This window comes from Pseudoxanthomonas sp. CF385, assembly GCF_900104255.1.
In the GTDB taxonomy this organism is placed as follows: Bacteria; Pseudomonadota; Gammaproteobacteria; order Xanthomonadales; family Xanthomonadaceae; genus Pseudoxanthomonas_A.
Genome location: NZ_FNKZ01000001.1, coordinates 64,077 through 87,000 on the forward strand (window position 1 = coordinate 64,077; position 22,924 = coordinate 87,000).

The window sequence follows — 22,924 nt, forward strand, 5'->3', positions numbered from 1 at the left end:
GTGGTCTTGCGGGGAAGAGCGGCTACCCGCCAGGGCAGACGAAGAATTATGTTTGCTCAAATCCTAGTCTGTCAACAGCCGCGCTAATTCCCTGTGAGTTCCTGGTTGGATACCTCCTGCCATGAGGATTCACGACGATGTCTTCCCAGACACCGACAACTCCCCATCGCCCTGGTTACAGGCTGATCTACCGGCCTGTCATTACCCTGAAGAACGGCAAGAAATTGCATGCCGCTTCCAAGGGTTTGAAGGCCTGGCCGATCTGGGTGCGCGATGACGGCAAGTAAGGCCGTTTAGTGCAATGGCTGGGTAGCAGCAATGCTACCCAGCCAGCGAGGTGAGGTGCCGACACTCGTCATGACTCCATACACTCTTCATCACCACAAGGAACCGCAATGGCTACTAATCCGCCGAAGGGAGACGGGCACCGCAACGGCGCTGTCCGCGAACGCTCCCAAACCCAGACTCCGTCTGGTCACTTCGTGAAACGCGACACCAACTCCGGGCGCTTCATGGACGTCAAATCAGATGGAAAGCCCTTCAAGGGTGTGCGCAAAGAAAAATAGCTGAGTGCTAGCTATGAGGAGGGGGCCATGCGGCCCCCTCTTTTTTTGCGCCGCAATAGCGCTCGTGGCTGCAGCCACTCATCTGCCCCGCAGGAGCATAGGCGCAGATCATGCTTCCGGAACGGAACCTACCCATCGAGCGCTCGAGTGCGCACTTATCGCGTAGTTGGCTAACATCAAATGCTGTTACTCGCATTGCTTCCAAGATAGGTGTGATCTTCGCAGCTGTTGCATTGTCTGCAGGACTTGCTAGATTTGGTCATGTGAACACTTCTTACCGCCCGCTCCGAATACCTGGCTGATCAGCAACTGATCAGCCCCTGTAGCTCAATGGTTAGAGCAGCGGTTTTATAACCCGTCAGCGCCAGATAAGCGGCTTGTGCCGGTTCGAGTCCGGCCAGGGGCACCATATCTGTTACCCCTGCCCCATAGTTCGGGCAGAACAGGTGATGTGGCCGAAGAAGTACGAGCCAAGCTGACGTCATGACCTATCTCTTCCTAGACACCGAATGGGCGGACCCGACAGGGTCCGAGCTAGTGAGCTTGGCGCTCGTCAGCGAGGACGGCATCCATAGGTTCTACGCCGAGCGTGATCCCCTGCCGGATGTGGCAACCGACTTTGTGCGGTCGGTGGTCTATCCCCTGCTGGAACGGGGTCAGTGGTGCATGCCCGACCAAGCGATGACAACGGGACTACGCGCCTTCTTGGCGGCTGTTGCCGACCCCATTGTGGTGGCTGACTACCCCAACGACTTGGCACTTCTGCAGTACGTGGTAGCGGGCTTCGATCTCCCAGACGATCAAGCTGCAGCATGTGGACCGATCCCTAAGCCCGTGATAACGAGAATGCTCAAGGAAGGTGCCATGGGCATGCTGATTGAAGACTACTTCGCAGGTCACCCCGATGCTGCGGCTCGGCGCCATCATGCACTCATTGATGCAGAGGCCCTGCGCATGGCCTGGCTGGTCGTTACGGGGCGTGTTTCTACACCGCCTTGGGCGACGACCATGCTCCGCCATAAGGCCCAACCTTAGATGATCCGGCTCTTCCTCGACTCCGAATGGGCCAACGACGCGCTGCGTGAACTCGTCAGCCTGGCTCTAGTCAGTGAGGACGGCGAGCATGTCTTCTACGCGGAGCGAGATCCGCTACCTGGCATGCCTTCCAGCTTCGTACGCGAGAGTGTTTACCCGCTCCTCGACCGTGGGGAAGCGGCGATGAAGGACAGCGCCATGACGCACGCGCTTCGGAGCTTTCTGGAACCCCTAGGTGACTGCGAGGTCTTCGCAGACGCACCGCTCGACTTCTCGATGCTCAGCCGGGTATGGAAGGGACGTGACCGGACATCGCCCGAACCGCCATTCCGCACGAGGCTTGCACGCGAAGGGAACCTGATGCCGAGCGTCGAGCGCTATTTTGAGCTCAATCCCGACCATAGGGCGCTTCGACACCATGCTCTCGTAGACGCCATGGCACTTCGATCAGCTTGGATCGTGGAGAACTACAGCCTTGATGGCGATGTGGGCAGCGCCACCTCATATGACCCCTGCTATGACGAATGGCTCCTCGCAAAGGTCGGGGCGGCGCGGGCAGATCCGCGGTCGTCCATCCCTCACGAGACCGTCATGGAGAAGCTCAGAAAGCGCCTCGAGGCCATGAAAGCTGAGCGAGATGACCACTAGCCAAAGATATGTCTGCTATCGACCCATAGCGGACATTCGGTGAGATAGGAGTTCGCACTGCCTGAAAAGGGTTGTCACGAATCAGCTCAACAAGTTGCGTCCAACATCACCGCGACTGGATAGAGCCTAAGTGGCGCCATGTCCGCCCTGAATGACCCTAAGCTAGCATTGAGGTCAATGTGAAGAAGTACCCGTTGGCATCCAGCATGTCGCGTAGCTTCTGCTCAGCCGGAATTCGGCTAATGGCCTGTCCCGCCCAAAGGCCGTAGCACGGACGGATGCCGTAGCCAGCATTGTCCTGGGCACGACGGCTTACGCTGACATCAGGCGAATCACAAGCCGTGGCCCATATCGCTGTCAATGCCGTTGGTCCAATGGACTGGCCAACGCCCAAACGAAGAACGAAGACCTGCCGTCTTTCGTTCCGAGCTTCTGTCCGATAGTAGCGCAGTGGCATTAGTTCTGATCGCTTAGATGGCGACTAATGGAAGTTTCCCGGCCAACGAGAATGGTGCGTAGATGCATACCATTGCTGAGCGCGGGAAAGAGCCTCCGGCTTAGTAAGATCGGCATTGGCGAAGAAGAGCCAGCAAACGTCACCTTCGAAGTTTTTCTGCTCATGAACAAGGCGAAATGAATTCAATCGCGAGTCCATCTCCGGATCAAGACGACTGTCGATGCACTCAACGCTTTGCGACGAAATAACTAACGAGATGCTATTCATGGCTGCGATACCGTGCACCCGAGGTCACAAGCGCCAACCCGCGTCGCGTGCTCGGTCCTACGCGACGAAGTTCCGTGGTTCTTCCTGACCAGAAGGACGTCTCCTCTTCGGCATACTTATCCCTTTGCTGCACGACGCACTGAACAAGATTGGACTTGGCTATCGCCAAGTAAGGTTCGACCGCATCTCTAAGGACGGGCCATCCCTCATTCTCGGCACACTGCAGCGCACGCTCTCTTAGGGCATGAGTGATGTTCTGAAACGGGGAATCGGTCGAAACGACACGGTGTCGTTTGATAGTCATGGCAGCTCCGGCAAATTGTGCGAGCCGGCACACTGCGGGCGCGAAAGCTAACCAAGCATCGGAATTCCGCGTTGTACGAAGCTACCACGTTACGGGCGGAATAGAACGTGATCTTGCGGATAGCGTCACACCAGACTAACAACCAAAGGCGCAGGGTGCGGGTGTTGCGGTGCAATACCGTATCGGCTGCTCAGCCGCGCTCCACCCCTCCTACTCTCCGCATTGAGCTCGCGCCTGGCATTTCGCCCGGCCACGGCTTTGGCCGTCCGCTTGACCCTGATACGGGTCTACTTCGTAGGAAATTCCCATGGAAATGCAACAGAAAGAAGGCCTCGCCCAGCAGAATCTGTTGGGTACGCTGAAGACCAACAAGTCCTTCTCGACCTTCATCAATGCCATCGACAAGGCGGGCCTTACGGCCTCACTGGCGGGGGATGAGCAGTTCACGCTTTTTGCCCCAACTGACGAGGCATTCTCCGGTCTACCGACAGGTGCGCTCGATCGGTTGCTCGAGCCTGCCAATAAGGATGAACTGACTTCAGTGATCAACTATCACTTGGTCAGTGGCCGCAAGACGACGACCGATGTCGGGAAGTGGCAATCGGCGCGCACGGTGCACGGCCAGCATGCGCCGATCAAGGTCACTGAAGGCAAGCTCAGCATCGGTGCCGCTCGTGTGACGCTCCCGGACATCCTTGCCAAGAATGGCGTGATCCACGGCATCGACAAGGTCAACCTCCCGGAATCCAAACCTAACTAAGGTGCGGATGCAAAGGACTGCCAGCGGCGGGGAGGAATTCCCGCCGCATCACTTCCTTCGGTGGTTGAACTCCCATGGGCCCATCTATCAAACACCACGTATCGGTCTCAATCGGCGCTGGGACGGACCGCGCTAAGACCGCTACCGCTCTTATGAACAAGATCGCCTATCAGCTGAGGCCAGCCAGTAAGACGACGATGTCGCCCTGCGCACGATGCTGCAGGCCCAGTCCGTGCGGTCAGCCTTGCGCAAAGTGTCTGACAGACGAGTTGGGCAGCCTCATTGAGAATTATGGTGCAGCGGCACGTTGGCTTGAGTCGACCAAACAAGCCACTCAAGACGAAGGCACGGTGCTCCGGTATGCAGGGCTCGCAACCGTAGGTTGAACGCTTCCAGTACCTCATAAGCGAAGAGCCCCTGTCTGGGGCTCTCTATGCTCAGCGCTTCTTCTGCTCTTGACCGCGTTTCTGGTCCTGCTGCGGCTTCGCCTGTTTGCCAGTCTCGTCTTTTGATTTCTGTTGGCCTTTCTCGCCGGGCTTACCCTGCGAATCGCGCTGCCCAATGTTGCTGCTCATCGGAACGTCTCCTACTCGGCGGAATGCCGAGCACCACGAGGCTGCGCCGCCCGATGTGATCGGGGTGTGCTCAACGGATATGGGGCGAAAATTATGCCGACGTGCCGCCCGGACGTGGAATGCCTTTCAGCGAGATGCAGGCAGGCTTTGCCAGCGAGTACCGGGGCCGGTAGAGAGTGACTACTATTTGGTGATAATGATGAGAACAGCATCAGAGCTCAGCGCTTGTCTACGAGAGAGCATGGCGAGGCTGCGCGACGAACAAGTCGGTTGTGACGCTCGGGGTTTCGTCAGAGCACTACGTGCACAGTTGCTGGCTGATGCGCCCGAAGAGATGCGATTTTCCATCTGGGTGCGCCTGGCTGCAATGGACAAGGTACTGGACCAGAGAGAAGCGGCCTTTCGAAGCTTTGCGAGGAGGACGGTTGCGCTAGACAATGCTGACGCTGATGCGGGCTGATCATCCGTTGGCGCCCGAACGGCCTTGGTGCGATTTTGGAGTGCTGCGTGATTCCAGTTCTGCGCGACATGCTGTCCGCTTATGGCCGGAAGCAGCGTTCGGACCACCTTTTTTGACCAGGGCAACGCCATGGGGGCTGGCAGCACAACATCACGCCATGCCTGTCGTGGCCTTACTTCAGACGCTTGAGCAATTCCTGCGCGACGCCAACCGCAGATGCCGGATTCTGGCCGGTGATCAACTCGCGATCGACGACGACGTTGGCCATCCACCGCTCGACGTTGCTGCGGTACTGGACCCCGGCCTGCTGCAGCGCGGTCTGCGGATAGAACTTCATCTCGCCGCCGCCGAGTTGCGGCTTGGCCTGTTCTTCTTCCTGGTTGCTGATCACAGTGACCTGGTAGCCGCTGTAGATCCATAGCGGCGCACGTTTGGCCTGACCTGATTCCAGTGCGGCAACGAAGCCACTGGCGTCCGGCAGCGTCGACAGCAACGCGATCGGGCCATGGCAGACCAGTGCGGTCGTCTTGTTGCGGCCATGGAAGTCGGCGAGCAGGCGCCCCAGTGCCGGACTCTTCAGCAGATCCTGCATCGGCGCGTGGCCGCCGGGAATATAGACCGCATCGAAACGGCCGTAGCCCATCTGTTCAATGCGCGCCAGGCTCACTACCGGGGACTTTTCCTTAGAGGTCAACGCCAGTTGGTTGAGCAGGTCCTGGTGCGCCCGCAAGTCCGCGGCGCTGTTGCCGAAGTACATAGGGCTAATCGACTTCGCGTCGACCGTCGGGGCCTGCCCCGTCGGCGTTGCGAAGGTGACCTGATGGCCGGCATCGAGCAGCATTTTGACCGGCTGCATCAGTTCGTTGAGATAAAAGCCAGTCGGGAAGACCCTCCCGTCTTTCAGGTCCAGATGATCGGCATCGGACAGCACGACCAGCACTTCACCGGCCTGGGCGGTGGTGGCCGCGAGGGTCATGACGATCGCGGCGGCGAGTGTTTGCATCAGCTTCATTGCAGTGGACTCCTTGCGGGATATCAGTTCGTTGGGGCGTTTGCGATCACTGGGCCAGGAGCGCTTCGCGCATCGCGGCGCCGACGCCGCTAGCCGACTGCGGGTTCTGCCCCGTGATCAGGCGGCCATCAATGACGACCTTGGCGGTCCAGTCCGGTGCGGCGTGGTGGTGGGCGCCACGCTGCTCCAGCGTGGAAGCCAGCAGGAACGGCACAACGTCATCCAGTTGCACGGCGCGCTCCTCGCTGTCGGTGAACGCACTGACGTTCTTGCCGGTCACCAGGTGAGCGCCATTGCTCAGCGTGATGTCCACCAGCGCGGCAGGGCCGTGACAGACTGCGCCCACCAGTCCGCCGGCCTCATAGATCTCGCGAGTGACGCGCTGTACGTCGGCGTTGCCCGGGAAGTCCCACATCGCACCGTGACCGCCTGCGAAGAAGATGCCGGCGTATCGCGAGGCATCCACATCGCCCAGGCGCTGGGTATGCCGCACCGCATCGCGGAAGCTGGCGTCGTTCCAATAGCGCGCATTGGTGGCGTCTTCCAGGTTCAGGTCATCGACCGGCGGCTCGCCGCCTTGGATCGAAGCGAATTCGACCGGGATGCCGGCTTCCTGCAATTCGGCTAACGGGTGGGTGACCTCGCCCAGGTAGTAGCCGGTCGGTTGGCCGGTACGGCCCTTGGTGCCATGGCTGGTCAGCACAAACAGCACGGGTTTGGTGGCGGGAGCGGAAGTGCGCTTGTTCATGGCAGTCACCCTGTGATGAGGAATGGCGCCACTGTATTCAGTCCTTTTGTGGCGATAAACTGGCCATCGAGAAAAACATTTGTTCCCACGAGGATAAGATGAGCCGCAAGTTCGACTACCTCGGCGATGTGGAGGCCTTCATGGCCGTGGTCGAGCACGGCTCGTTCACCGCGGGGGCGGTGGCGTTATCGACGACGCCCTCTGTGCTGAGTCGCGCCGTAGCACGGCTGGAGGCACGCCTGGGGCGGCAGTTGTTGCAGCGAACCACGCGCCGTCTCGGCTTGACCGAAACCGGGCGGCTGTATCTCGAGCAGGCCCGCTCGGCCTTCTCCCAACTCGACGAGGCCGAACGCGAGGCGCAGGGCCAGGAAGGCGAACTGGCCGGGCGCGTGCGAATGAGCGTGCCGACTACCTATGGCCATTACCGGTTGCCGCCGTTGCTTGCGCGCTTTACCCAGCTATACCCGCGCGTCCACGTGGAATTGAACATCACCAACCGCAACGTCGACCTTGTGGCAGAGGGATTCGATCTCGCCATTCGCCTGGGCCACCTGCCCGACAGTGGCCTGGTGGCGCGCAAGCTCGAAGACGCCGCGCTGCTGCTGGTCGCATCCCCCGATTACATCCAGCGGATGGGGACGCCGCAATCGCTGGATGACTTGCGGCAACACGTGTGCCTGCCCTTCGTGATGCCACGCACCGGCCGCCTCGCACCCTGGGTATTCCGCGATGGCGAGCGTGATGTCGATTGGCTGCCCGCGTCGTCCCTCGAAATCTCGGATGACGTCCTAGGCGTGGTGTCGTTGGCCGAGCAAGGTATCGGTATTTGCCAAAGCTACGAATTCATCGTCCGTGACCGGATGGAACGTGGTCGGTTGGTGGAGGTGCTGCCGCAGTTGCGAGGACGGTCGCGACCGTTCTCCGTAGTGTACGCGCCGCACCAACGCCAATCTTCAGCTGCGCGGGCAATGATTGATCTGCTAACCGCAAATGCGACTTCTCTTGAAGAGTAAGCTGAAGCCACCTCACGTTCGCGCGCCCTCTGGGTAAAACCTTGCAATCAATCGCAGAGTTTGAGCTAAGGCTTAGTGCGCCGCGTTCAACCCAAATACGGATGAGTGGGTATTGCTGATAGTTGGGTGAAGCGAGCCTCAACGCACCGGTCGCGGTTTCCATTTCATCTCGCCCTGTTGCGGCGGCGCAGCGACGGGCGTGCCACTAGGCTGGGCCGGAGCGCCACCTTTCAAGACGAAGTCGGCAATTTCATCGGCATGTCCCCGCAGCAGGCCACCAGCCGAGCCGACCGCAGTAGTATTGCCAGACTCCACGTTCAGTCGCCCCAGCTCCTGACCGGTAGCCGGGTCGAGGACCTGCACGGTGCTCAGTACTGTGTCCTTGCCCGCCATGATGCCAACTAGCGCGCGCGCCGCGCCGTGGCGCATGCGGTAGGCCGTGATCGTCACCTTGACGTGCACCGCATCGGGGCTGCCCTCGTCTGCTCTCACGCTCGCAAAGCGCTCGTCAAGACGCGAACGTAGCACTGCCATTCCCTCTGCCGTCATGCCTCCGGGGTTGTCGACGGTGTACCAAAGCTTCGCTCCTACGGCCGAGGCGTTCGGCCTAGCCACTTTGCTGGACGTGCCTATGCAACCAGTAAGAAGGATGCAACAAACGGCTACCGCGACCACCCACCCAGACTTGATCATGTCGCCCCCTTTTTCTGCTTAAGCCAGATTCTCCCGTATTCCACTTGCCGGTTGTCGGTCTGGCCGATGGCAAGGCTCAACCGACATCATGCCCTTACTAAGGCCGGTGCGTTTTCTTCATAACTCTTGCGCGACAAAGTATCAGCGCTCTATGTGACTGCGTAGGATTGTCTTGAGAACCTGATACTTGTCCGCGGATGCGCGAAAAGCGAGCAAATGCGGAATGTCTCGCTGCAGATGCCCATGAAAAGCAAGAATCTGGTCCTCGGTCCGCTGCCCGGCTGGTTGCTGTCGCAGCCACTCTTGCACGATCAAGGGCTCTAGATCACATCGCTTCGCCATGACGCCTCCCCAAGAGTTCTAATGTCTGAACTAAGCCGACCCACGGAGAGGGTTCGGCTTAAATGAACTGTTAAGACGCACCCGACGCAGCCTCGAGGCGCTCAAATTTGCGTAACTTCGAAACCAGTACTCTTGCACCGCTTTCATCAACGAAGTCCTCATAGAAGGTTGTACTTTCTTTGAAATGCAGGTTCAGACGGTTCATGATCGCGCGGAGCGCCGAGAGCATGGTCTCGACCCGCTCCCGACTGATGCCGCTCAGTGAGTTTGCCGCCCTATCAGTGGCGTATCCATGGTCTTGATGAGCGATACGCTTGTTTCGATGCTCTCTCGCGAAGGCGGCTTGAGCTAGCGCAGCACTACAGAGATCCTGCAGCTCCTTTCTTAACGCAGGATCGTCGACAAGGGGGGGCAGGGAATGAATCGTAAGGTTCTTCTTGCCGCGAGTCTCAGGAGGATCAGTCATCCGGGAAATGCCAAGGAGAACGCTGTCCCAGATTTCGTCTTGAACGATCTTGAAGAAGAGGCCGGCAGTTCGATTAAGCAGCGCCACCGTCTCATCGTCCAGCCCGAACAGTTGCCGGTATTGCTGCCACAACATATGTAGCTCGATAAGCTTTCCATGAAGAGTGGAGAACGCTAGACCAAGCTCGTCACCCTTCAGTGCCACGTAGTTTGCGTGCACCTCTTCCATGGACTGCGTGGAGGTCATTTAGTGCTCCCTAAAGCCTAAGTTAGGTCGCGCCGCGACCCGGGCTCTTATTGATGAACCGTCAACCATCAACCCCATGCGCCTTGTAAGAGTAGGTCGACGGTTGCACCTTAAACAAAACTCCAGCAAGGTCCATCTGCAGCGAAATCCGCTCCTTGCCAAGGCTGACTCGCATTTCGTCGCACAGGCTGCGGAAGGCCAGAATCTCCTGTTCCTTCTCTAGAGTGCCGCCTTGCAGCCAGAAGCGTTCTAGACTCTTGAGAACGGAGGTATCAGCCGACAGCAGAATGCGGGTTTTAGCGTCATTGAGGCGGGCTAGCTCTTCAATCTCATCTTCTGTGCGCCCCGCCCGCCTCGCTGTGAAAAGCAGTGACGTGGATCGCACGAAGTCCACGTAAGCCGTCATCCGCATTGCAGCCAGCTCATCTAGTCGCGCTCGTTTGGCGCTAAGGATGTGTCCTAGCGCAACGCCGAGAAGCGCCGCTACGCCGGACAGCATTGCAATGAGTAGTGCAGAAGGCATCGGCCGGGTCCTTGATCCGAAATTGCGATCGATTGCCCATCAAACGGCGGGCTATCCCCTTGATACGGTTTGATATTAGGGTCGCCAGGTCCGGCGAACAAGCCGACATATAGGCGGGCCCACATAGGCTGTGTCCAAAGGCGTTACCTGGGGCGCTGCCCGCTTCGAACCCAGTCAACCAAGACCTGGAACGCCTCGGCAATCTGCTTGGACGAGAATCCGCAATGCCCGTCACCGGCAGCGGGTAGTGTGAGTGGTCTTGTCGTCCCTCCCGCGTTGGAAAGGTCCGCGAAGATGGACTGGAAGTGCGGGGTGATCGTGGGGTCCGCGCGGTTGTACTGGAGTACCAAAGGCCGGGTTGGTTGGCCCGTCAACGCGGGTGCGGAGGCAACGTATCGTATAGCCTTCGCGTCGCCGGCGTAACGACGCACGCCGGCATTGAAGGCCTTGTCATCGTCGAAGCCACGATAGACGGTCGCCCGGTTGTCGACCGGCATCCCGCCGGCGCGCTGCGCGATGTCCTGGAAAACGAGGTAGTGCAGGCTGACGACGCCGGGCAATGCGTCGGAGGGCACCTGCAGCGCCCGGGCAAGCTGGTTGGTGACCTCAGGTTTGCCGGCGAGCGCACCGGCGATGGCCGACATGACCTCACCCTGGTTGGATGCGGCCTGAGGCGTCGACAGTCCACCTCCCTTGCCCGTTGCGTCGGGAAGGAAGTAGTCGAAGGACACCAGGGTGGTCAGCAGTTCCTGTGCGAGGCGCGCGCCGGGCACATTGGCGCCGCACAGGGACAGGGCGCCTTGGTAGTCGCCGGCGTGCTGTTCCAGGCTGGCCGCCGCGATCCCCCCTCCCATGGAGAAGCCTACGAGATAGGTGCGGCGGGCGGCCCCGTACTGTCGGATGAAATGCTGTCGCAGCCGTTCGATGTCGGCGATCGCGTCGCGCACAGCCCATCCCTGAGAGGAATAGCCACTCTGCGCCACGGCATAACCCCGCGACAGGAAGACGGATGTTGCTTCATTGGGTGGCATTGGCAGGGTGCGTGGTATTCCCACCGGCTCGAAACCGCGCGCGAGGATGACGAGTTCGCCGTTCCAGCGCTCGGGAATGTCGATCAGATAGGGCGCTTCGCCCAGCATGCCCGCCAGCTCGACCGGAGCCACAGTGCGGTGCATGGCAGGTTCCGCGGCGGATGCCTGGAACACCAATGCGCAGGCCATCGCGAGGCAGACTGATTTCCGCGGGTTCGACATGGCTCTTCCTGAGCTGGCAGATGGCCCACGTTACCAGAGACTGCACCAAGAACATGGCGGCGTCCCTGCTCCGGGGACCGCGCGAGAGGCCGAGGTGAGCCGACCGGAACGCACGGTCGAGTCCACCGTCCTGAGGCACGACACCTCTTTAACGACGGTGGGACAGTCCCACCGTCACAGCAAGCCATAGATAGCGAGGCCAGCGGTGAAGTACGTCGCCGAGAACATGCCCTCTTCAGGCGCGTTCCGAAGCCGCTCAATAGCCTCGCCAAGAACTCCATCCGGCAGGCTATTTGAAAGTATCGACCTGACCTGTTCTCGCCGCATCGTCGGAAGACGACCAATTGCGCTCGAAAGTGCGGCAAATGGCGCGAGCCCATTGCGCAATCCATCTCCAGTAAGATGGGACAGCACGAAGCTTGCGGTGTCGGAGATCTTCCACGCCCCTGCGAAAGCCACGGCGCGGCGATTGAGCAGGAACATGCCTGGGATGCTTACGGAGTCCGGCGTCCGGAAAGTCGTTTGAAAGTTCCGGTTGGACCTGGACCCCGAGTAACAAGCATTAAGAATCACCAGACCAAGCTTCAGAGAGGGAGCAGCCCGCTGGATCGCCTCAATGCTAATCAGATTCCGACCGTCAGGGCCTCCAAGCCGTGCAAAGTAGGCATCAGTGAATCTGCCTAGAGAGAACCCGTGCGTTGAAACCATCAGAGCGTCGGCATCCGCCAACAGAACACCCAGGTCCTCCCGAGCATTCGCCTGAACGATGCGAGTCAACTCCAAGCCTGCTGCGGCAGTAAATGCAGAACCTTCGTGAGGAGCTAGAAGCAACCCCTCTGCACTGTCGATCACAGACACCGTCTTCTCGATGTCACTAGGACTGCCCAGACTAGAGGCTATTGCAGGCACGATGCGCACATGAAAATCTCCGAATCGCATCCGCTCCAACAAGACCGCATTTCGCATCACGAACGGATTCAGCGGCAAATCACCACGGAAATCCTCCATGTAGCACACAGAGGCGCATTCTTCCTGCTCGATCTTCTTAAAGACCGAATCCATGGAAGGCGAGATCACTTCCACAAACCCAAGTATTTCTCGATCAAAGGTAGCCCTATTGATTGAGCCCTCAGAGAACCTATGCTGGGCCTCCATCCACTTCACAAGCCCTTGGACTGGAATAGCAACACGCTGGTACAGATCCCCGATGAACACCCATAGCTGCGCATTCTCGCCGGCGTAAGTCATGAACATCATGCAATGACCATCCCTTAGCTTGGACATGCACAGAGACGCCTGCGATCCACTGGTGGCCAGGGCCAAAGGCAGCGGCAGCCCCATATCTCTAAGTTGTGCACACAGCTCAGAGAGATCGTCCCAGGCCGAGCCTTCGATGTTTGGACTCCAAGGGTCGTCGTACTTCTCCCTGAATCCATACAAGTGTGGCGCACCCATCTCTCGGATCCTCGAGAGGATGGCATCCAAACGAGACAGTAATTGCGCCGGCAAGGAACTCTCCGCCTCAAGCCCCGCCCTCCAACTCAGGATGGCAAGCCAATCGCCCATGGCGTTCCCGTGGGTGCACACTAGGGGCTGCAGAACATCTGAAGCTCTCCCTTCGCCTGGAAGTGCCTGTAGAAGCCCTTCGATAGTCCTGATGTAGTGCTCTCGAATACCTCGCCTGTGGTGCAGCCTGAGCACCTGACCAAGAACGCCGTCCAGCCTCTCCGAAATAGCTTGTAACTGCTCCTGTAGACGTTTAACGTCAGAGCTTGCTATCGCGAGCTTTGCCGCAGAGATCGCGATCGCCATTTCCACTTCATGATCTTTCTCATCTGCTATCGCGGCCAGGGCCAGATTCAGGGCCATGTCAGCGTCCTCTAGTCGGCCACTCTTCCGGTAGCAGCTAGCTAGATTCAACTGGGCTGCGGACATCTCCTTCGACGCATCGTCGCTTTTCTCGACCACCTTCTGGAAGAAATCAATGGCAGACTCTAGATCACCGGAGTTCATGTGCGCATACCCGAGATTGCACAACAACCCGCTTGGCGGGCTTAGATCACAGTCCGCATATGCACTCATCGCTTTAGCTCCAACGTCTATTGCCCAAGAAAAGTCGGGCTCTCGACAAGAGACCTCCACAGCAGTGGCATAGCAATGAGCCAGCAACGGAATGGACCTGACCTCATGGGCGATAACCTCGGCATCATGAAGGATCCGGTATGCCGCCTGACTCGCTCCATGCGATGAGTAGATGGTGGCGCACAGAAGGTATGACCTCGCGATCTCCTCCTTCATCTGATAGCGAAGGTAGATGGCTTCAACCCTACTTATCGTGCGCGGCAGATGATCAATCCCGATACCAAATGACGCGGGTGACTCAAGCATGTCGCTGGCAATATCGAGCGCAATCGACTTGGCGGCAACAGAGTCGATCTCGATCATCTTCTCAACCGTTGCCAGCGCGCTATCCACGTCACCTGCCTGGAGAAATGATCTGGCAAGCAACTCCCGGAAGAGCAGTGCTTCCTGCTGGCTGTCCGCCTCCGTGAACACCTGAACTAACGTTTCTGCGATCCCTGCAACCAAAAGAGGACGCTCCTTGGCCACACCTACCAGCTCGTTATAGAGCTTCAGTGGGTCAAAGCTGCAACTTGAATCCAACTCTTGATTCAGCTTCTCCTTGAGTTCGGAAGCAGGAAGATCAATCCATTGATGAATGTCCATTGGGTATCTGCTATGCGCTTTTGGGTTAGTCGGCGATCTGCGCAGCGGCCGCCTTTTCGCTGATTGCTTCTTCCATTTTCGCCGTGATGACGCGCTTACATACTGCAGGGCTCTACGGGGCTGGTTTGACGATCTATTGGGTCGAGGCGCTCCATTGCACTGAGAGCACCTCCTCGTTAGGCAGAAGAACACGCATACTTCCCTTGTCGCCTAAGGTATTCGGTGCTGAAAGCAAGGTATCGGCCCCAACCCTTGTCCAGATATCCACAGCTCCAGTTGAACGCAGCCCTTCGGTGGATTTTGGATCCTTGCATCGAACATTGGCGGCCGCAGCAGCGCTTAGAATCGCGCAACCCTTTTCAGTGACGATCAGTTCCGCATTTCGCATCATGCCAAACTGAAAGAATGTACTGATTCGCTCGCTATAGAAGTTGGATAGCGAACTTGCCACGAGCAGCATCAGTGCCAAGCACCCCACCATTGCGGCGCGCACTTTCAGCGGTTCGCCTTGACTGAAATAGACGGCACACTGAACCAATAGCACTATCACCAGAATGATGCTGATGTTGAGCAAACTTCCCGCTTGCTGCCCAACATTCCCCAAGGCATACAGGAAGGTGAAAGACATGGTGCCAAAAAGCAGAAAACTGATGAAGAAGTGGAAGCAACTCCACCATCGTGCCTGCTTCAGTACGCCAAATCCAAACACTTCTGCGAGCATCCAGACCAGCAACCACACAACCATTGATGCCCATATCACCCCCGAGACCAACCAATCGGGGGGGTCACTTAGGACCAGTGTCGACATCGCAACGACAGCCGCGAAACTACCGATCGCCCAGTTGATCAGCAACGTCTTGCGCTTCTCCAGTACTGCCGTTCGATCCTCGGAATCTGCAGGCACGCGCCTTGGCATCTTCTCGATTATTCCCGCTTCGTCACTAAGCTGGAGCACAAGACCAGGGAGCACGAGGAGCATCGACATGACCATGAGAAACAGGAATCCAAGGCCGGCAACGCCCGCAATTGTTCCCATCAAGCTGGCAAGATCAAAGCGAGGGAGGTAGCCGATCTTGTAGAAGTGCGCCAACAGTAGCCCACCTCCAAACAATGCTCCCCACCAGCAAATCGCTTGGGCTGCAGCCGTGGCACGAGTGACAAATCCCGACTCCATGTCTGCTCCCCGAATCTTGTCTTTCGATCGAATCTCAGAATGTTGAGGTTCCTCGTCCAAAGCCTACTCCCTCACTGTGTCCAACGTTTTCGTGGCCTCTCTGAATGCAGCTTCAGCCTCGTTCATCTCGGCCATGGCCAGCACCTGTTCTGGAAACCACTCCCTCAGAAACCGCTCCGTGATGCTGTCTGGGACCGCAAAGATGGGCCTGAGTCGACCGCCGATCCCCTCGACATCCCAGATCTTCTTGGCCACCTCCTCTTGGAGTGTGCGCCAACTCACCAGCAGCTGCGGTTGGTTCATGGCAGCGAACATGAATTCCTGCCTTGTAATATCGGCTGCGTGCCTAGCTACCTTGGGCTTGCGCGCACGTTTTGCGATGAAGTAGCACGCCATAGCGAACACGAATCGATCCTGCGCTCTCAGTTCGCTGAAGTGCGGATCAGAGAAGGCCTCTTCGATGACACCCGTATCCTGGTAGATCTCGATGTTGGGATTGCCCGAGCCCGGTTCACTGCCGCTGTGCGCCCAAGGCCAGAAGCGCTCCCGCACGCGCCCCCATACCGAATCCACCGCATAGGTCATGACCGCACCGAATCTGGCGTCATGCTCGGTGCAATCGAGCATGTGGAAGATCGGGTGGTTCCCCCAGTAGATAGCGTCTATGTCCGGGCGGCCCTGCTCGATACTGGACACCGTGATCCAGCTGGGACCATGGCCGTTGCGTAGATTGCGCATCGTGCCGTTGGTGGGATGGGTCCCGCCCGCTGCTTTGCGTAGCACCAGGTCCAGCCGGTCCGGCTCCCACACGCCCACTTTCATGGCGGCTTCGCAGAAGACCGCCTTACCTACGCATGGGCGCACCCCCTCTCCCCAACGCTTCTTGCCCTTGAGCGCCTGGGGCAACGGGAGGGGCGTTACCACATAGCACGGGGCGTCTTCCCGATAAATTCTGTACAAGTTTCGGCCCCGCGCGCGGACGACTTAGCTATCGTCTCAGTACCGCACGATTCCGGACAGTAGGTTGTTTCCTGACAATGACATTGCCGCGCGCGGCCAGGAACTGGAGCGCTGGCTGCTGACAGAGTTCGGACCGGTTCTGAGTGGCCTGCCCCTGAGCAAGCTGCTCGGCCATCCCTCTCCTGGAGCATTCAGGCAGGCGGTGCGCCGCCATGGCGCCCCCGTTGCCTTGTTCCAACAGGGCGGCCGGAAGGGCTGGTGTGCCGCTACCAAAGAGGTCGCCTTCTGGATTGCCCGTACCGAGGCCGCCGCCCAGGCGCTCTCCACTCAAACCCCACCGGAGAAGACCCCATGAACTGACCCACATAGAGGCTTACACACTCTCCGGGCCAGAAACGCAGAAAGCCAGACTCACGTCTGGCTTTCCGGAATTGCAAACAAAAGCTTTGGCCGGCTTTGTTGCGATTCTGGACTGCGCGGCCGCCCCCTGTCAACGGGGTGAGCCCTCGTGCCCGGATCTTTCCTTTACCTGTGCCGCCATGCGGCACTAAGGATGATCCGATGTCCCTGTTTACCCCTGACTTGGGCGTACCGCGCCCCAGCTTTCCGATGGTCCTGCCCCGCTGGCCGGCCCCCGATCTTCACGATGCCCTGATCACCTGGTGGTGGCCCCCCGCTGGGGAGGTGCGGGCACGCAACGTGCTCAGCCGTGGCGCCATGCGGGCCATCTACCGCTTCAGCAGCTGGAAGCTGGCTCGAAGCGTTCACTTCGAATCTGCCCTTGAGGAGCAAGTCGCGCTGCAGCTGGATGCCTGTCCCACCGTGCGCGCCTACGCCGAGCAGCCAGTGCTCATGGAGTATGCGACGCCTTACGGCGGCTGGGCTCGCCACTATCCGGACTTCGCGGTGCTTCACCGCGGGTTGCGAGCCTTTGTCGAAGTTAAGTTCGCGCGTGACGTGGATGCGTCGGTTCTGGAGCGCACTCAGCACTTGAGCATGCTGCTGGCGCCCCTGGGCATCGCGTATCGGCTGGTGACCGAGGTCGACCTGCCGTCTCCTGCTCGTCTGGCCAATGCTTGGTCCCTGTTGTCTCGTGGACGTACTGCCATCACGGACCTCCAGGCCCTGCTGGTCCATCAACAGGCGCTAGACGGCGTATCGCTGGCTGATCTGGGCTGGGGACGAGTCGCTAACGCACGGTCACTGGCTCGCCAGATCATGGAGGGGCGCATCAGTGTGGACCTGTCCCGGCCGATCGGCTTGGACACCATGGCCTACACCTCCGAGCATAAGGAGGGTTGGCTGTGGGCATAGGACTCTTCAAGGCCGGCCAGCATTTTGATCTGGACGGCAAACGACAAAAGATCACCCGGCTGCTCGATAAAGAGCGTATCGAGTTCGAAGATCCGCAGTCGTCTCGCCGGCAAGAACTGACACGGAGTGAAGCGCTGGATCTGTACACCAGCGGTAACTTCGTCTTTCGGCCCATCATCAATGTCGAACCGGACAAGCGCGCCCGTTCGCGGGTCATGAGCAACACCCTGCTCGCCTCTGTGCCACCCCTGCTGCGGGACCTGGCCAAGCTGCGACTGCACTTTGTTACAAAGCTTGCCCACTTCCCGACCACGCGAGCTCGTCTGACGCCGCTAGTGCAAGCCTTGTGGGAAAAGCTCAAGCCAGCAGACCTTGCACTGATGCCTGAGTGTCCGCATGCCAGCAGTGTGGCGCGCTGGATGAAGCAGTACCGCGACGCGGAGAACAACATTGTCGCCCTGCTCGATCAGCATGCACTGAAGGGCCATCGCGATCGCATCCCGCAGAAGGTGCTGGACCTCATGGAGGACTGCGTTCGGGATGGCTATCTCACCCCTCATCGCAGAAACATCACATCTGTACTAAGCGACATCAATGGTCTGATCGATGACACCAATCTGATGCTCACCCCATCAGAGCAACTGTCCCCGATCAGCTACGAGCAGCTCCGCAAGTACATCAGCAAGCTTCCCGCCTATGAGGTCTATGCGGCCCGCTACGGCGAGCAAGCGGCGGACATGAAGTTTCGCAACACGGGCAAAGGGGCGTCGGCCGCCCTGCCCTTGCAGCGCGCTGAGATGGATCACTGCAGACTCGATCTGTTCGTGGTCGACATGGAAACGGGTCTGCCACTGGGTCGACCCTGGCTGACGGTGATCATCGATGCGTGCACCCGCATGATCCTGGGCTTCTCTCTGAGCTTCGATGCGCCCAGTAGCTTGACGGTCATGCGAGCCCTGCGGCATGCGGTACTACCGAAGACAGACCTGGACGATGTCACCCAGCCTTGGCCGACCTGGGGAATCATGCGCACCTTGGTGGTGGACAACGGCGTCGAGTTCCACGGCTCCAGCTTGGACTACGCCGCCGGCCAATTCGGTATCACGATTCAGACGTGCCCTCGGCGCCAGCCCTGGTTCAAAGGCAGGATTGAGCGGTTCTTCCGCACACTTCAGACCGATCTGATCTCTCTGATCCCGGGGCGAACGTTCTCTTCCATTATCGAACGCGGCGATTACGACAGCTCCAAGCACGCCGCGATCACCTTAGAGACACTGAATCGGGTGATCAACCTCTGGATTGCGGATATCTATCACCAGAGCACCCACTCCTCCATCAGACAAACACCCGCCCAGAAGTGGGAAAGCCTCATCGATAAGGTGGACCGCCACCTTCCCGACTCGGCCCAGTGGGTGGATGCGGCATTCGGGAAGCCGGAGACGCGCGTTGCTGGCCACGAAGGCATCTTGAAGGATTCGCTTTACTACAACTGCGCCGAGCTCGGCGTCATGCGGCAACAACTGGGCGAAAGGATCACGGTCGACATCATTACCAACGATGAGGACGTGGGCTATCTGTATGTCGTACATCCCGAGACTGGCGACTACATCAAAGTGCCGGCGATTGATGAGGACTACGCGAGCGGCCTGACCCGCTGGCAACACACCAAGTGCAAGGAGTACGCCAGGTACCTGTCGGAGAAGGGCGAGGATCGCGTCAGCCTGCGCGACGCGAAGCTGAAGATCGTCGAGATGATTGAAGAGGACATGGTGGTGAATCGCCGCAAGAGCCGCGCAGCGCAAAGCCGAGCCCGCAGCATGAGGAAGCAGAACTCTTCCAAGCCCGCTACCACTTCCGCACGGCCAACCTCGTCAGCTAAGCGAAAGGGAGGAGCCTCAGCGCGGCCTGCGGAACAGGACGCCATGCACTCGCCTCGCAACCCTTCAGTCGCTCGTGATGACGATCTTCTCGACCTCACCGTCACCGTTGCCGTGCCCTACACACAGGAGGCCGCCGCATGAACCACGTTCTTACTGTTCCGCCACAGCCCAACACTGACCTCACGCTCCACCTGAGCAAGATGGCTATGTTGAGGGTCGAGACACCGATATTCGTCGAATCACACGACATCTTGGATCGAGTGCTGAAAGAAGTTGGCACTACGTGTACACCCGCCTTCAAGCATTTTGTCGGTCATTCAAAAGCTGGCAAGTCCTACATATTCCGGCAATTCGAGATGAGGTTCCCAGCCGAACGAACTCCAACCGGAATACGCAAGGAGGTGATCTACGTCCAGGTTCCTTCACAGGGCACCATCACCGGCGTCGTTGAAGCGTTGCTTGAGGCGCTCGGAGACCCCAAGTACGCCGAGGGGCCAGTCAACAAGAAGACGGCAAGACTCAATAAGCTGCTCGTCAAGGTCGGCTGCAAGATGGTGATTCTTGACGAGTTCCAGGAACTCGTGGACAAGAACCAGAACAGGTCGCTCAGTCTCACCACTAACTGGCTCAAAGAGCTTGCTGAGATGGGCACCTTGAGCGTCGTATGTGTCGGCTTGCCAAGCTCCAGTCGGATTGTTCGGCATTGGGAACAACTGCGCACGCGATTCAGCCGCACCATCGAGATCCCCGTACACGACTGGACCGATGCACGATCCAGGAAGGTCTTCCGCTCTGTGCTTCGCGGCGTCTACAGCTCCATGGCACCTTTCAGTGTCCCAGACCTGACTTCAGAAGAGCTCTCGCTTCGCTTTTTCATTGCATGCGGCGGTCGCCTCGGTTTGCTGTGGCGCATCCTCGACCAAGCAGTGAAAGATGCAATCTGGGAGAGCCGGACCGAGATCTCGCTGGCGCACCTCGACGCGGCTTTCCAAGAGGCCATCTGGTATGCGGGCGAAATCCCCATGGAAGGCGGACCGTTCTATGGCTCCCTTTCTCCTGACCAGCAGCAGCGGCTATGCGGCGTCGCCATGTACTTGGCGCAAAGGCCACCCAAAGATCAGGAGGACGAAGAGCTGCATCTGGGATCCATGCAGAGGGATAAGGAAGAGGCCCCAGCCAAACCCTTGAGTAAGAAGCAGCTGAAGGCCGAGTTGAATCGGGCTCTGACATGAGCTTGCTCTCGGAGATTCAGGCAACCGATCCGGTTCGCCCCCTAGTGGTCACGCCGCTTCCCGATCCCCGGGAGGCGGCTATCGGCTACGCCCTACGGTTGTGCGATGAGAACTCCTACGACTCACCCACCATGTTTCTGGGTGGTGTAGGCCTAGACCTCACAAGTCAGGCGCTGGGTGGAACGGCGCCAGTCCTCTCCGCTTTGACTGTCAAAGATGAAGCCACGTATGAGCGGATCGTTATCCGCAAGGCAGAGGATCATTCCTATTTCCTGAAGGAGCAGCGTCTATCGGGACGACATGTGAACTTCCATCATCACAAGATCTGCCCGGTCTGCGTACACACTTATGGCGTCCACGATGCGAGCTGGCATCTCTCGCTGATTACACACTGTCCGGCACATAGAGTGGCACTAGCTAACGAATGTCGGCAGTGTGGCTCGGGCTATCGGATGAACCGGCCGGGTACTAATCGCTGCAAATGTGGGGCTCCGGTTTCCGAGCACCCTTCTGCGCAGCCGTGCAGCACCGAGGTTGCAACTCTCTTCGCCACTATGAGAGCGAAGCTTTTCAATGACACGTGTATCGCAACGCCGCCTCGCGAGCTTTCCGCGTTTGAGGATGCAAGTCTCAATGAGTTCCTGAACCTCATCAATGCTATGCACAAGTTCGTAGTCCAGCACTGCCGAAACCTGGTCGGGGATAAGCTTCTGACCCGTGAGCAGAGGGCCATGCATGTTGTCGCCACCGCGCTACTCCAGCTAGAACAGGGGGTTGACGTATTTCATGGAACATTGAGGGGCAGGCCTGTTGCATCGGATGAGTACGTGCCTGCAGCAGCCTTCCGTTGGTTCAAGGTGCACCATGCGGGGCTGATCAAGACGGCTGGACTTTCGTTCCTGGCAGGAAGGATTGATGCCTTCCTTGCCGAGCGACGCGTGCTCAGACCCAAGAGCGAAGCCCAGCGCGGGCCGAGATCCCCAGAGGCGGCGCTGCGGCGGGAGGAAGCACTGCGAGACTCAGAGGCCTTCAACAGAAAGTGGGTGCTAGCCGACAAAGCAGGCTCTCTGACAGACTGTGACGACGACTATGTCAGATGGGCAGCGCGCCTGAAGCTCTTCACTTGGGCGAAGGGCATTGGCAATCGCATGGTCGTGGCACGAGAGGAGATCTTGCGGCTGCGGCTCTCTGCCTCCATCGGATTGCAGCCCGAGGAGGCTTCCGCTCTCGCGGACATCCCCGTCCAACTGTTCAATCGCCTGGCGCGATCTAGGATACATGTCGCGCAGTTCATCCCTTCGACGGGGGGGCCGCACTCAAAAGAGGATGTACTACGCCTTAAAGGTTCTATCGATGACGCACGTCACGTCGTCATTGAGGGGCTTGGGCAGACCGTCCAGCAGTTCCTCAATCGAACCCCGAAGTCGATGCTGAACTCCACAAAACCTTTAGTGGAGACAATGGCCAAGCATAGACGCAGCACTCAGTAGGAGCTACGAGCTAGCTCTTTCGACTCAAGCGCCTCCCGAGCCGTAGACAGCGAGTTTTAACTCGAGATATTGCCTTTCGACAGTACTGAAGTCCGCGCTATCTAGCCACCGTCTGAAGTCGGTTCCCGGATCTGAGCTTGCTTCCCTCTCGACCTCCTTGACCAACCTAGGATCTCCGAACACGACAGAGAATCTGTTGGTTGAATCCTTGAACAGGAACAATTCAGCTGAAGCTTCGAGAACTACTGCCGCGTATGAGAACTCCGACAGATATGCCGTCAGAGCCAACTCGTTGGACTCCAGTGTCTCGACTGATATGAAATCCAGGCCATTGACGGCGAAAGCTTTAACGAGTTCGCCCCGTGTACAGCAAGATCGGACTAGGTCGTCGGAAGGGAAGTCGGGGAATATCGCGCTGCTCCAGCGCCTTGCTGAGATGACATCAACAGAAGGCTGCCCCTTCGCATCCATTAGCGCTGGATGCCCGCCTACCTTAATCATCATTCCCTCAGGTCAACACGGCCTATAAAGGCACACGCCCCACCTACCGTTCAAGCGACCACACTCCCATGGAGACCGCGATAACAACGATGGTTGCGACAACTACCCACAGAAGCAGTGTCGGTAAAGAACCAAATACGACGCCAACAAAGTCGCGATGCAAAGCTCCGACGAGCTCACTAGCGTCGTTGTTATACTTCTCTCGGAAGTAGCGCCACCTGTAGACAGAGTACAGCGTCGTCATCGCCCATGCGGCGGTTAGTCCGGCTGTTGCCGGA

21 protein-coding genes and 1 tRNA gene are annotated in these 22,924 nt (G+C 58.6%); 11 read left to right on the forward strand and 11 right to left on the reverse strand.

Annotation, left to right across the window (positions count from 1 at the left end):
• The first annotated feature begins 137 nt into the window (after positions 1–137).
• The 5 genes from BLT45_RS18230 to BLT45_RS00330 all read left to right on the forward strand — a co-directional run bounded on the left by BLT45_RS18230 (position 138) and on the right by BLT45_RS00330 (position 4,037).
• Positions 138–287 (forward strand): hypothetical protein, encoded by a 150-nt coding sequence (locus tag BLT45_RS18230; RefSeq protein ID WP_175455662.1) that lies wholly within the window; start codon positions 138–140, stop codon positions 285–287.
• Positions 288–882: 595 nt separating this feature from the next.
• Positions 883–975: transfer RNA gene (locus BLT45_RS00315), tRNA-Ile, on the forward strand.
• A 74-nt stretch (positions 976–1,049) separates the two neighbouring features.
• On the forward strand, positions 1,050–1,601 hold the full coding sequence (locus tag BLT45_RS00320; protein WP_093293636.1) for a 3'-5' exoribonuclease: 552 nt from the start codon (positions 1,050–1,052) through the stop codon (positions 1,599–1,601).
• Positions 1,602–2,249 (forward strand): antitoxin PaaA2 family protein, encoded by a 648-nt coding sequence (locus BLT45_RS00325; RefSeq protein WP_093293639.1) that lies wholly within the window; start codon positions 1,602–1,604, stop codon positions 2,247–2,249.
• 1,335 nt (positions 2,250–3,584) lie between these two features.
• Positions 3,585–4,037, forward strand: coding sequence for a fasciclin domain-containing protein (locus BLT45_RS00330; protein WP_254771753.1), 453 nt, complete (start codon positions 3,585–3,587; stop codon positions 4,035–4,037).
• 437 nt (positions 4,038–4,474) lie between these two features.
• Here BLT45_RS00330 and BLT45_RS18240 read toward each other — a convergent pair whose 3' ends face one another.
• The 3 genes from BLT45_RS18240 to BLT45_RS00345 form a co-directional block, all read right to left on the reverse strand.
• Positions 4,475–4,612 (reverse strand): hypothetical protein, encoded by a 138-nt coding sequence (locus BLT45_RS18240; RefSeq protein ID WP_175455663.1) that lies wholly within the window; start codon positions 4,610–4,612, stop codon positions 4,475–4,477.
• Positions 4,613–5,244: 632 nt separating this feature from the next.
• Positions 5,245–6,084: a type 1 glutamine amidotransferase domain-containing protein gene (locus BLT45_RS00340; protein ID WP_093293642.1), complete on the reverse strand. Its 840-nt coding sequence runs from the start codon at positions 6,082–6,084 to the stop codon at positions 5,245–5,247.
• 46 nt (positions 6,085–6,130) lie between these two features.
• Positions 6,131–6,832, reverse strand: a complete 702-nt coding sequence (locus BLT45_RS00345) for a type 1 glutamine amidotransferase domain-containing protein (protein WP_093293646.1) — start codon at positions 6,830–6,832, stop codon at positions 6,131–6,133.
• 98 nt (positions 6,833–6,930) lie between these two features.
• On the opposite strand from BLT45_RS00345, the gene BLT45_RS00350 reads away from it, so the two are divergent.
• Positions 6,931–7,845, forward strand: coding sequence for a LysR family transcriptional regulator (locus tag BLT45_RS00350; RefSeq protein ID WP_093293650.1), 915 nt, complete (start codon positions 6,931–6,933; stop codon positions 7,843–7,845).
• 138 nt (positions 7,846–7,983) lie between these two features.
• Here the strand turns inward: BLT45_RS00350 and BLT45_RS00355 are convergent, their stop codons facing one another.
• The 7 genes from BLT45_RS00355 to BLT45_RS00385 form a co-directional block, all read right to left on the reverse strand.
• Entirely contained in the window at positions 7,984–8,379 is a 396-nt protein-coding gene (locus BLT45_RS00355) for a DUF4410 domain-containing protein (RefSeq protein ID WP_175455664.1), read from the reverse strand.
• Positions 8,380–8,950: 571 nt separating this feature from the next.
• Positions 8,951–9,592, reverse strand: coding sequence for an AbiU2 domain-containing protein (locus BLT45_RS00360; protein ID WP_093293657.1), 642 nt, complete (start codon positions 9,590–9,592; stop codon positions 8,951–8,953).
• Positions 9,593–9,653: 61 nt separating this feature from the next.
• A complete protein-coding gene (locus tag BLT45_RS00365; RefSeq protein WP_139187821.1) occupies positions 9,654–10,115 on the reverse strand; it encodes a solute carrier organic anion transporter in 462 nt (153 codons plus the stop codon).
• Positions 10,116–10,258: 143 nt separating this feature from the next.
• Entirely contained in the window at positions 10,259–11,368 is a 1,110-nt protein-coding gene (locus BLT45_RS00370) for an alpha/beta hydrolase family protein (RefSeq protein ID WP_254771754.1), read from the reverse strand.
• Positions 11,369–11,542: 174 nt separating this feature from the next.
• Positions 11,543–14,095, reverse strand: a complete 2,553-nt coding sequence (locus tag BLT45_RS00375; protein WP_093293663.1) for a tetratricopeptide repeat protein — start codon at positions 14,093–14,095, stop codon at positions 11,543–11,545.
• Positions 14,096–14,228: 133 nt separating this feature from the next.
• Positions 14,229–15,329, reverse strand: coding sequence for a hypothetical protein (locus tag BLT45_RS00380; protein ID WP_139187823.1), 1,101 nt, complete (start codon positions 15,327–15,329; stop codon positions 14,229–14,231).
• A 3-nt stretch (positions 15,330–15,332) separates the two neighbouring features.
• A complete protein-coding gene (locus BLT45_RS00385; protein WP_093293669.1) occupies positions 15,333–16,091 on the reverse strand; it encodes a hypothetical protein in 759 nt (252 codons plus the stop codon).
• A gap of 202 nt (positions 16,092–16,293) precedes the next feature.
• Between BLT45_RS00385 and BLT45_RS18005 the strand changes: the two genes are divergently transcribed.
• From BLT45_RS18005 to BLT45_RS00405, 5 genes are all read left to right on the forward strand, one after another.
• On the forward strand, positions 16,294–16,584 hold the full coding sequence (locus tag BLT45_RS18005) for a hypothetical protein (RefSeq protein ID WP_139187825.1): 291 nt from the start codon (positions 16,294–16,296) through the stop codon (positions 16,582–16,584).
• Positions 16,585–16,790: 206 nt separating this feature from the next.
• Positions 16,791–17,543: a TnsA endonuclease N-terminal domain-containing protein gene (locus BLT45_RS00390; RefSeq protein ID WP_139187827.1), complete on the forward strand. Its 753-nt coding sequence runs from the start codon at positions 16,791–16,793 to the stop codon at positions 17,541–17,543.
• Positions 17,534–19,564: a DDE-type integrase/transposase/recombinase gene (locus BLT45_RS00395; protein WP_093293675.1), complete on the forward strand. Its 2,031-nt coding sequence runs from the start codon at positions 17,534–17,536 to the stop codon at positions 19,562–19,564. Before BLT45_RS00390 ends, BLT45_RS00395 begins: the two co-directional genes overlap by 10 nt.
• Positions 19,561–20,655, forward strand: coding sequence for a TniB family NTP-binding protein (locus tag BLT45_RS00400; RefSeq protein WP_093293679.1), 1,095 nt, complete (start codon positions 19,561–19,563; stop codon positions 20,653–20,655). The genes BLT45_RS00395 and BLT45_RS00400 overlap by 4 nt, the downstream gene beginning before the upstream one ends.
• On the forward strand, positions 20,652–22,145 hold the full coding sequence (locus BLT45_RS00405) for a TniQ family protein (RefSeq protein ID WP_093293682.1): 1,494 nt from the start codon (positions 20,652–20,654) through the stop codon (positions 22,143–22,145). Before BLT45_RS00400 ends, BLT45_RS00405 begins: the two co-directional genes overlap by 4 nt.
• A gap of 24 nt (positions 22,146–22,169) precedes the next feature.
• On the opposite strand, the gene BLT45_RS18010 is transcribed toward BLT45_RS00405, so the two are convergent.
• The gene (locus BLT45_RS18010; protein ID WP_139187829.1) at positions 22,170–22,646 is read right to left on the reverse strand and encodes a hypothetical protein; all 477 of its coding nucleotides are present in this window, start codon (positions 22,644–22,646) and stop codon (positions 22,170–22,172) included.
• Positions 22,647–22,924 lie beyond the last annotated feature (278 nt).

Excerpts from the sequence above, each read along its gene's own strand:
- BLT45_RS18230 (WP_175455662.1), top strand. The coding sequence starts at position 138 with ATGTCTTCCCAGACACCGACAACTCCCCATCGCCCTGGTTACAGGCTG.
- BLT45_RS00320 (WP_093293636.1), top strand. The coding sequence starts at position 1,050 with ATGACCTATCTCTTCCTAGACACCGAATGGGCGGACCCGACAGGGTCC.
- BLT45_RS00325 (WP_093293639.1), top strand. The coding sequence starts at position 1,602 with ATGATCCGGCTCTTCCTCGACTCCGAATGGGCCAACGACGCGCTGCGT.
- BLT45_RS00330 (WP_254771753.1), top strand. The coding sequence starts at position 3,585 with ATGGAAATGCAACAGAAAGAAGGCCTCGCCCAGCAGAATCTGTTGGGT.
- BLT45_RS18240 (WP_175455663.1), bottom strand. The coding sequence starts at position 4,612 with ATGAGCAGCAACATTGGGCAGCGCGATTCGCAGGGTAAGCCCGGCGAG.
- BLT45_RS00340 (WP_093293642.1), bottom strand. The coding sequence starts at position 6,084 with ATGAAGCTGATGCAAACACTCGCCGCCGCGATCGTCATGACCCTCGCG.
- BLT45_RS00345 (WP_093293646.1), bottom strand. The coding sequence starts at position 6,832 with ATGAACAAGCGCACTTCCGCTCCCGCCACCAAACCCGTGCTGTTTGTG.
- BLT45_RS00350 (WP_093293650.1), top strand. The coding sequence starts at position 6,931 with ATGAGCCGCAAGTTCGACTACCTCGGCGATGTGGAGGCCTTCATGGCC.
- BLT45_RS00355 (WP_175455664.1), bottom strand. The coding sequence starts at position 8,379 with ATGGCAGTGCTACGTTCGCGTCTTGACGAGCGCTTTGCGAGCGTGAGA.
- BLT45_RS00360 (WP_093293657.1), bottom strand. The coding sequence starts at position 9,592 with ATGACCTCCACGCAGTCCATGGAAGAGGTGCACGCAAACTACGTGGCA.
- BLT45_RS00365 (WP_139187821.1), bottom strand. The coding sequence starts at position 10,115 with ATGCCTTCTGCACTACTCATTGCAATGCTGTCCGGCGTAGCGGCGCTT.
- BLT45_RS00370 (WP_254771754.1), bottom strand. The coding sequence starts at position 11,368 with ATGTCGAACCCGCGGAAATCAGTCTGCCTCGCGATGGCCTGCGCATTG.
- BLT45_RS00375 (WP_093293663.1), bottom strand. The coding sequence starts at position 14,095 with ATGGACATTCATCAATGGATTGATCTTCCTGCTTCCGAACTCAAGGAG.
- BLT45_RS00385 (WP_093293669.1), bottom strand. The coding sequence starts at position 16,091 with ATGAAAGTGGGCGTGTGGGAGCCGGACCGGCTGGACCTGGTGCTACGC.
- BLT45_RS00390 (WP_139187827.1), top strand. The coding sequence starts at position 16,791 with ATGTCCCTGTTTACCCCTGACTTGGGCGTACCGCGCCCCAGCTTTCCG.
- BLT45_RS00400 (WP_093293679.1), top strand. The coding sequence starts at position 19,561 with ATGAACCACGTTCTTACTGTTCCGCCACAGCCCAACACTGACCTCACG.
- BLT45_RS00405 (WP_093293682.1), top strand. The coding sequence starts at position 20,652 with ATGAGCTTGCTCTCGGAGATTCAGGCAACCGATCCGGTTCGCCCCCTA.
- BLT45_RS18010 (WP_139187829.1), bottom strand. The coding sequence starts at position 22,646 with ATGATTAAGGTAGGCGGGCATCCAGCGCTAATGGATGCGAAGGGGCAG.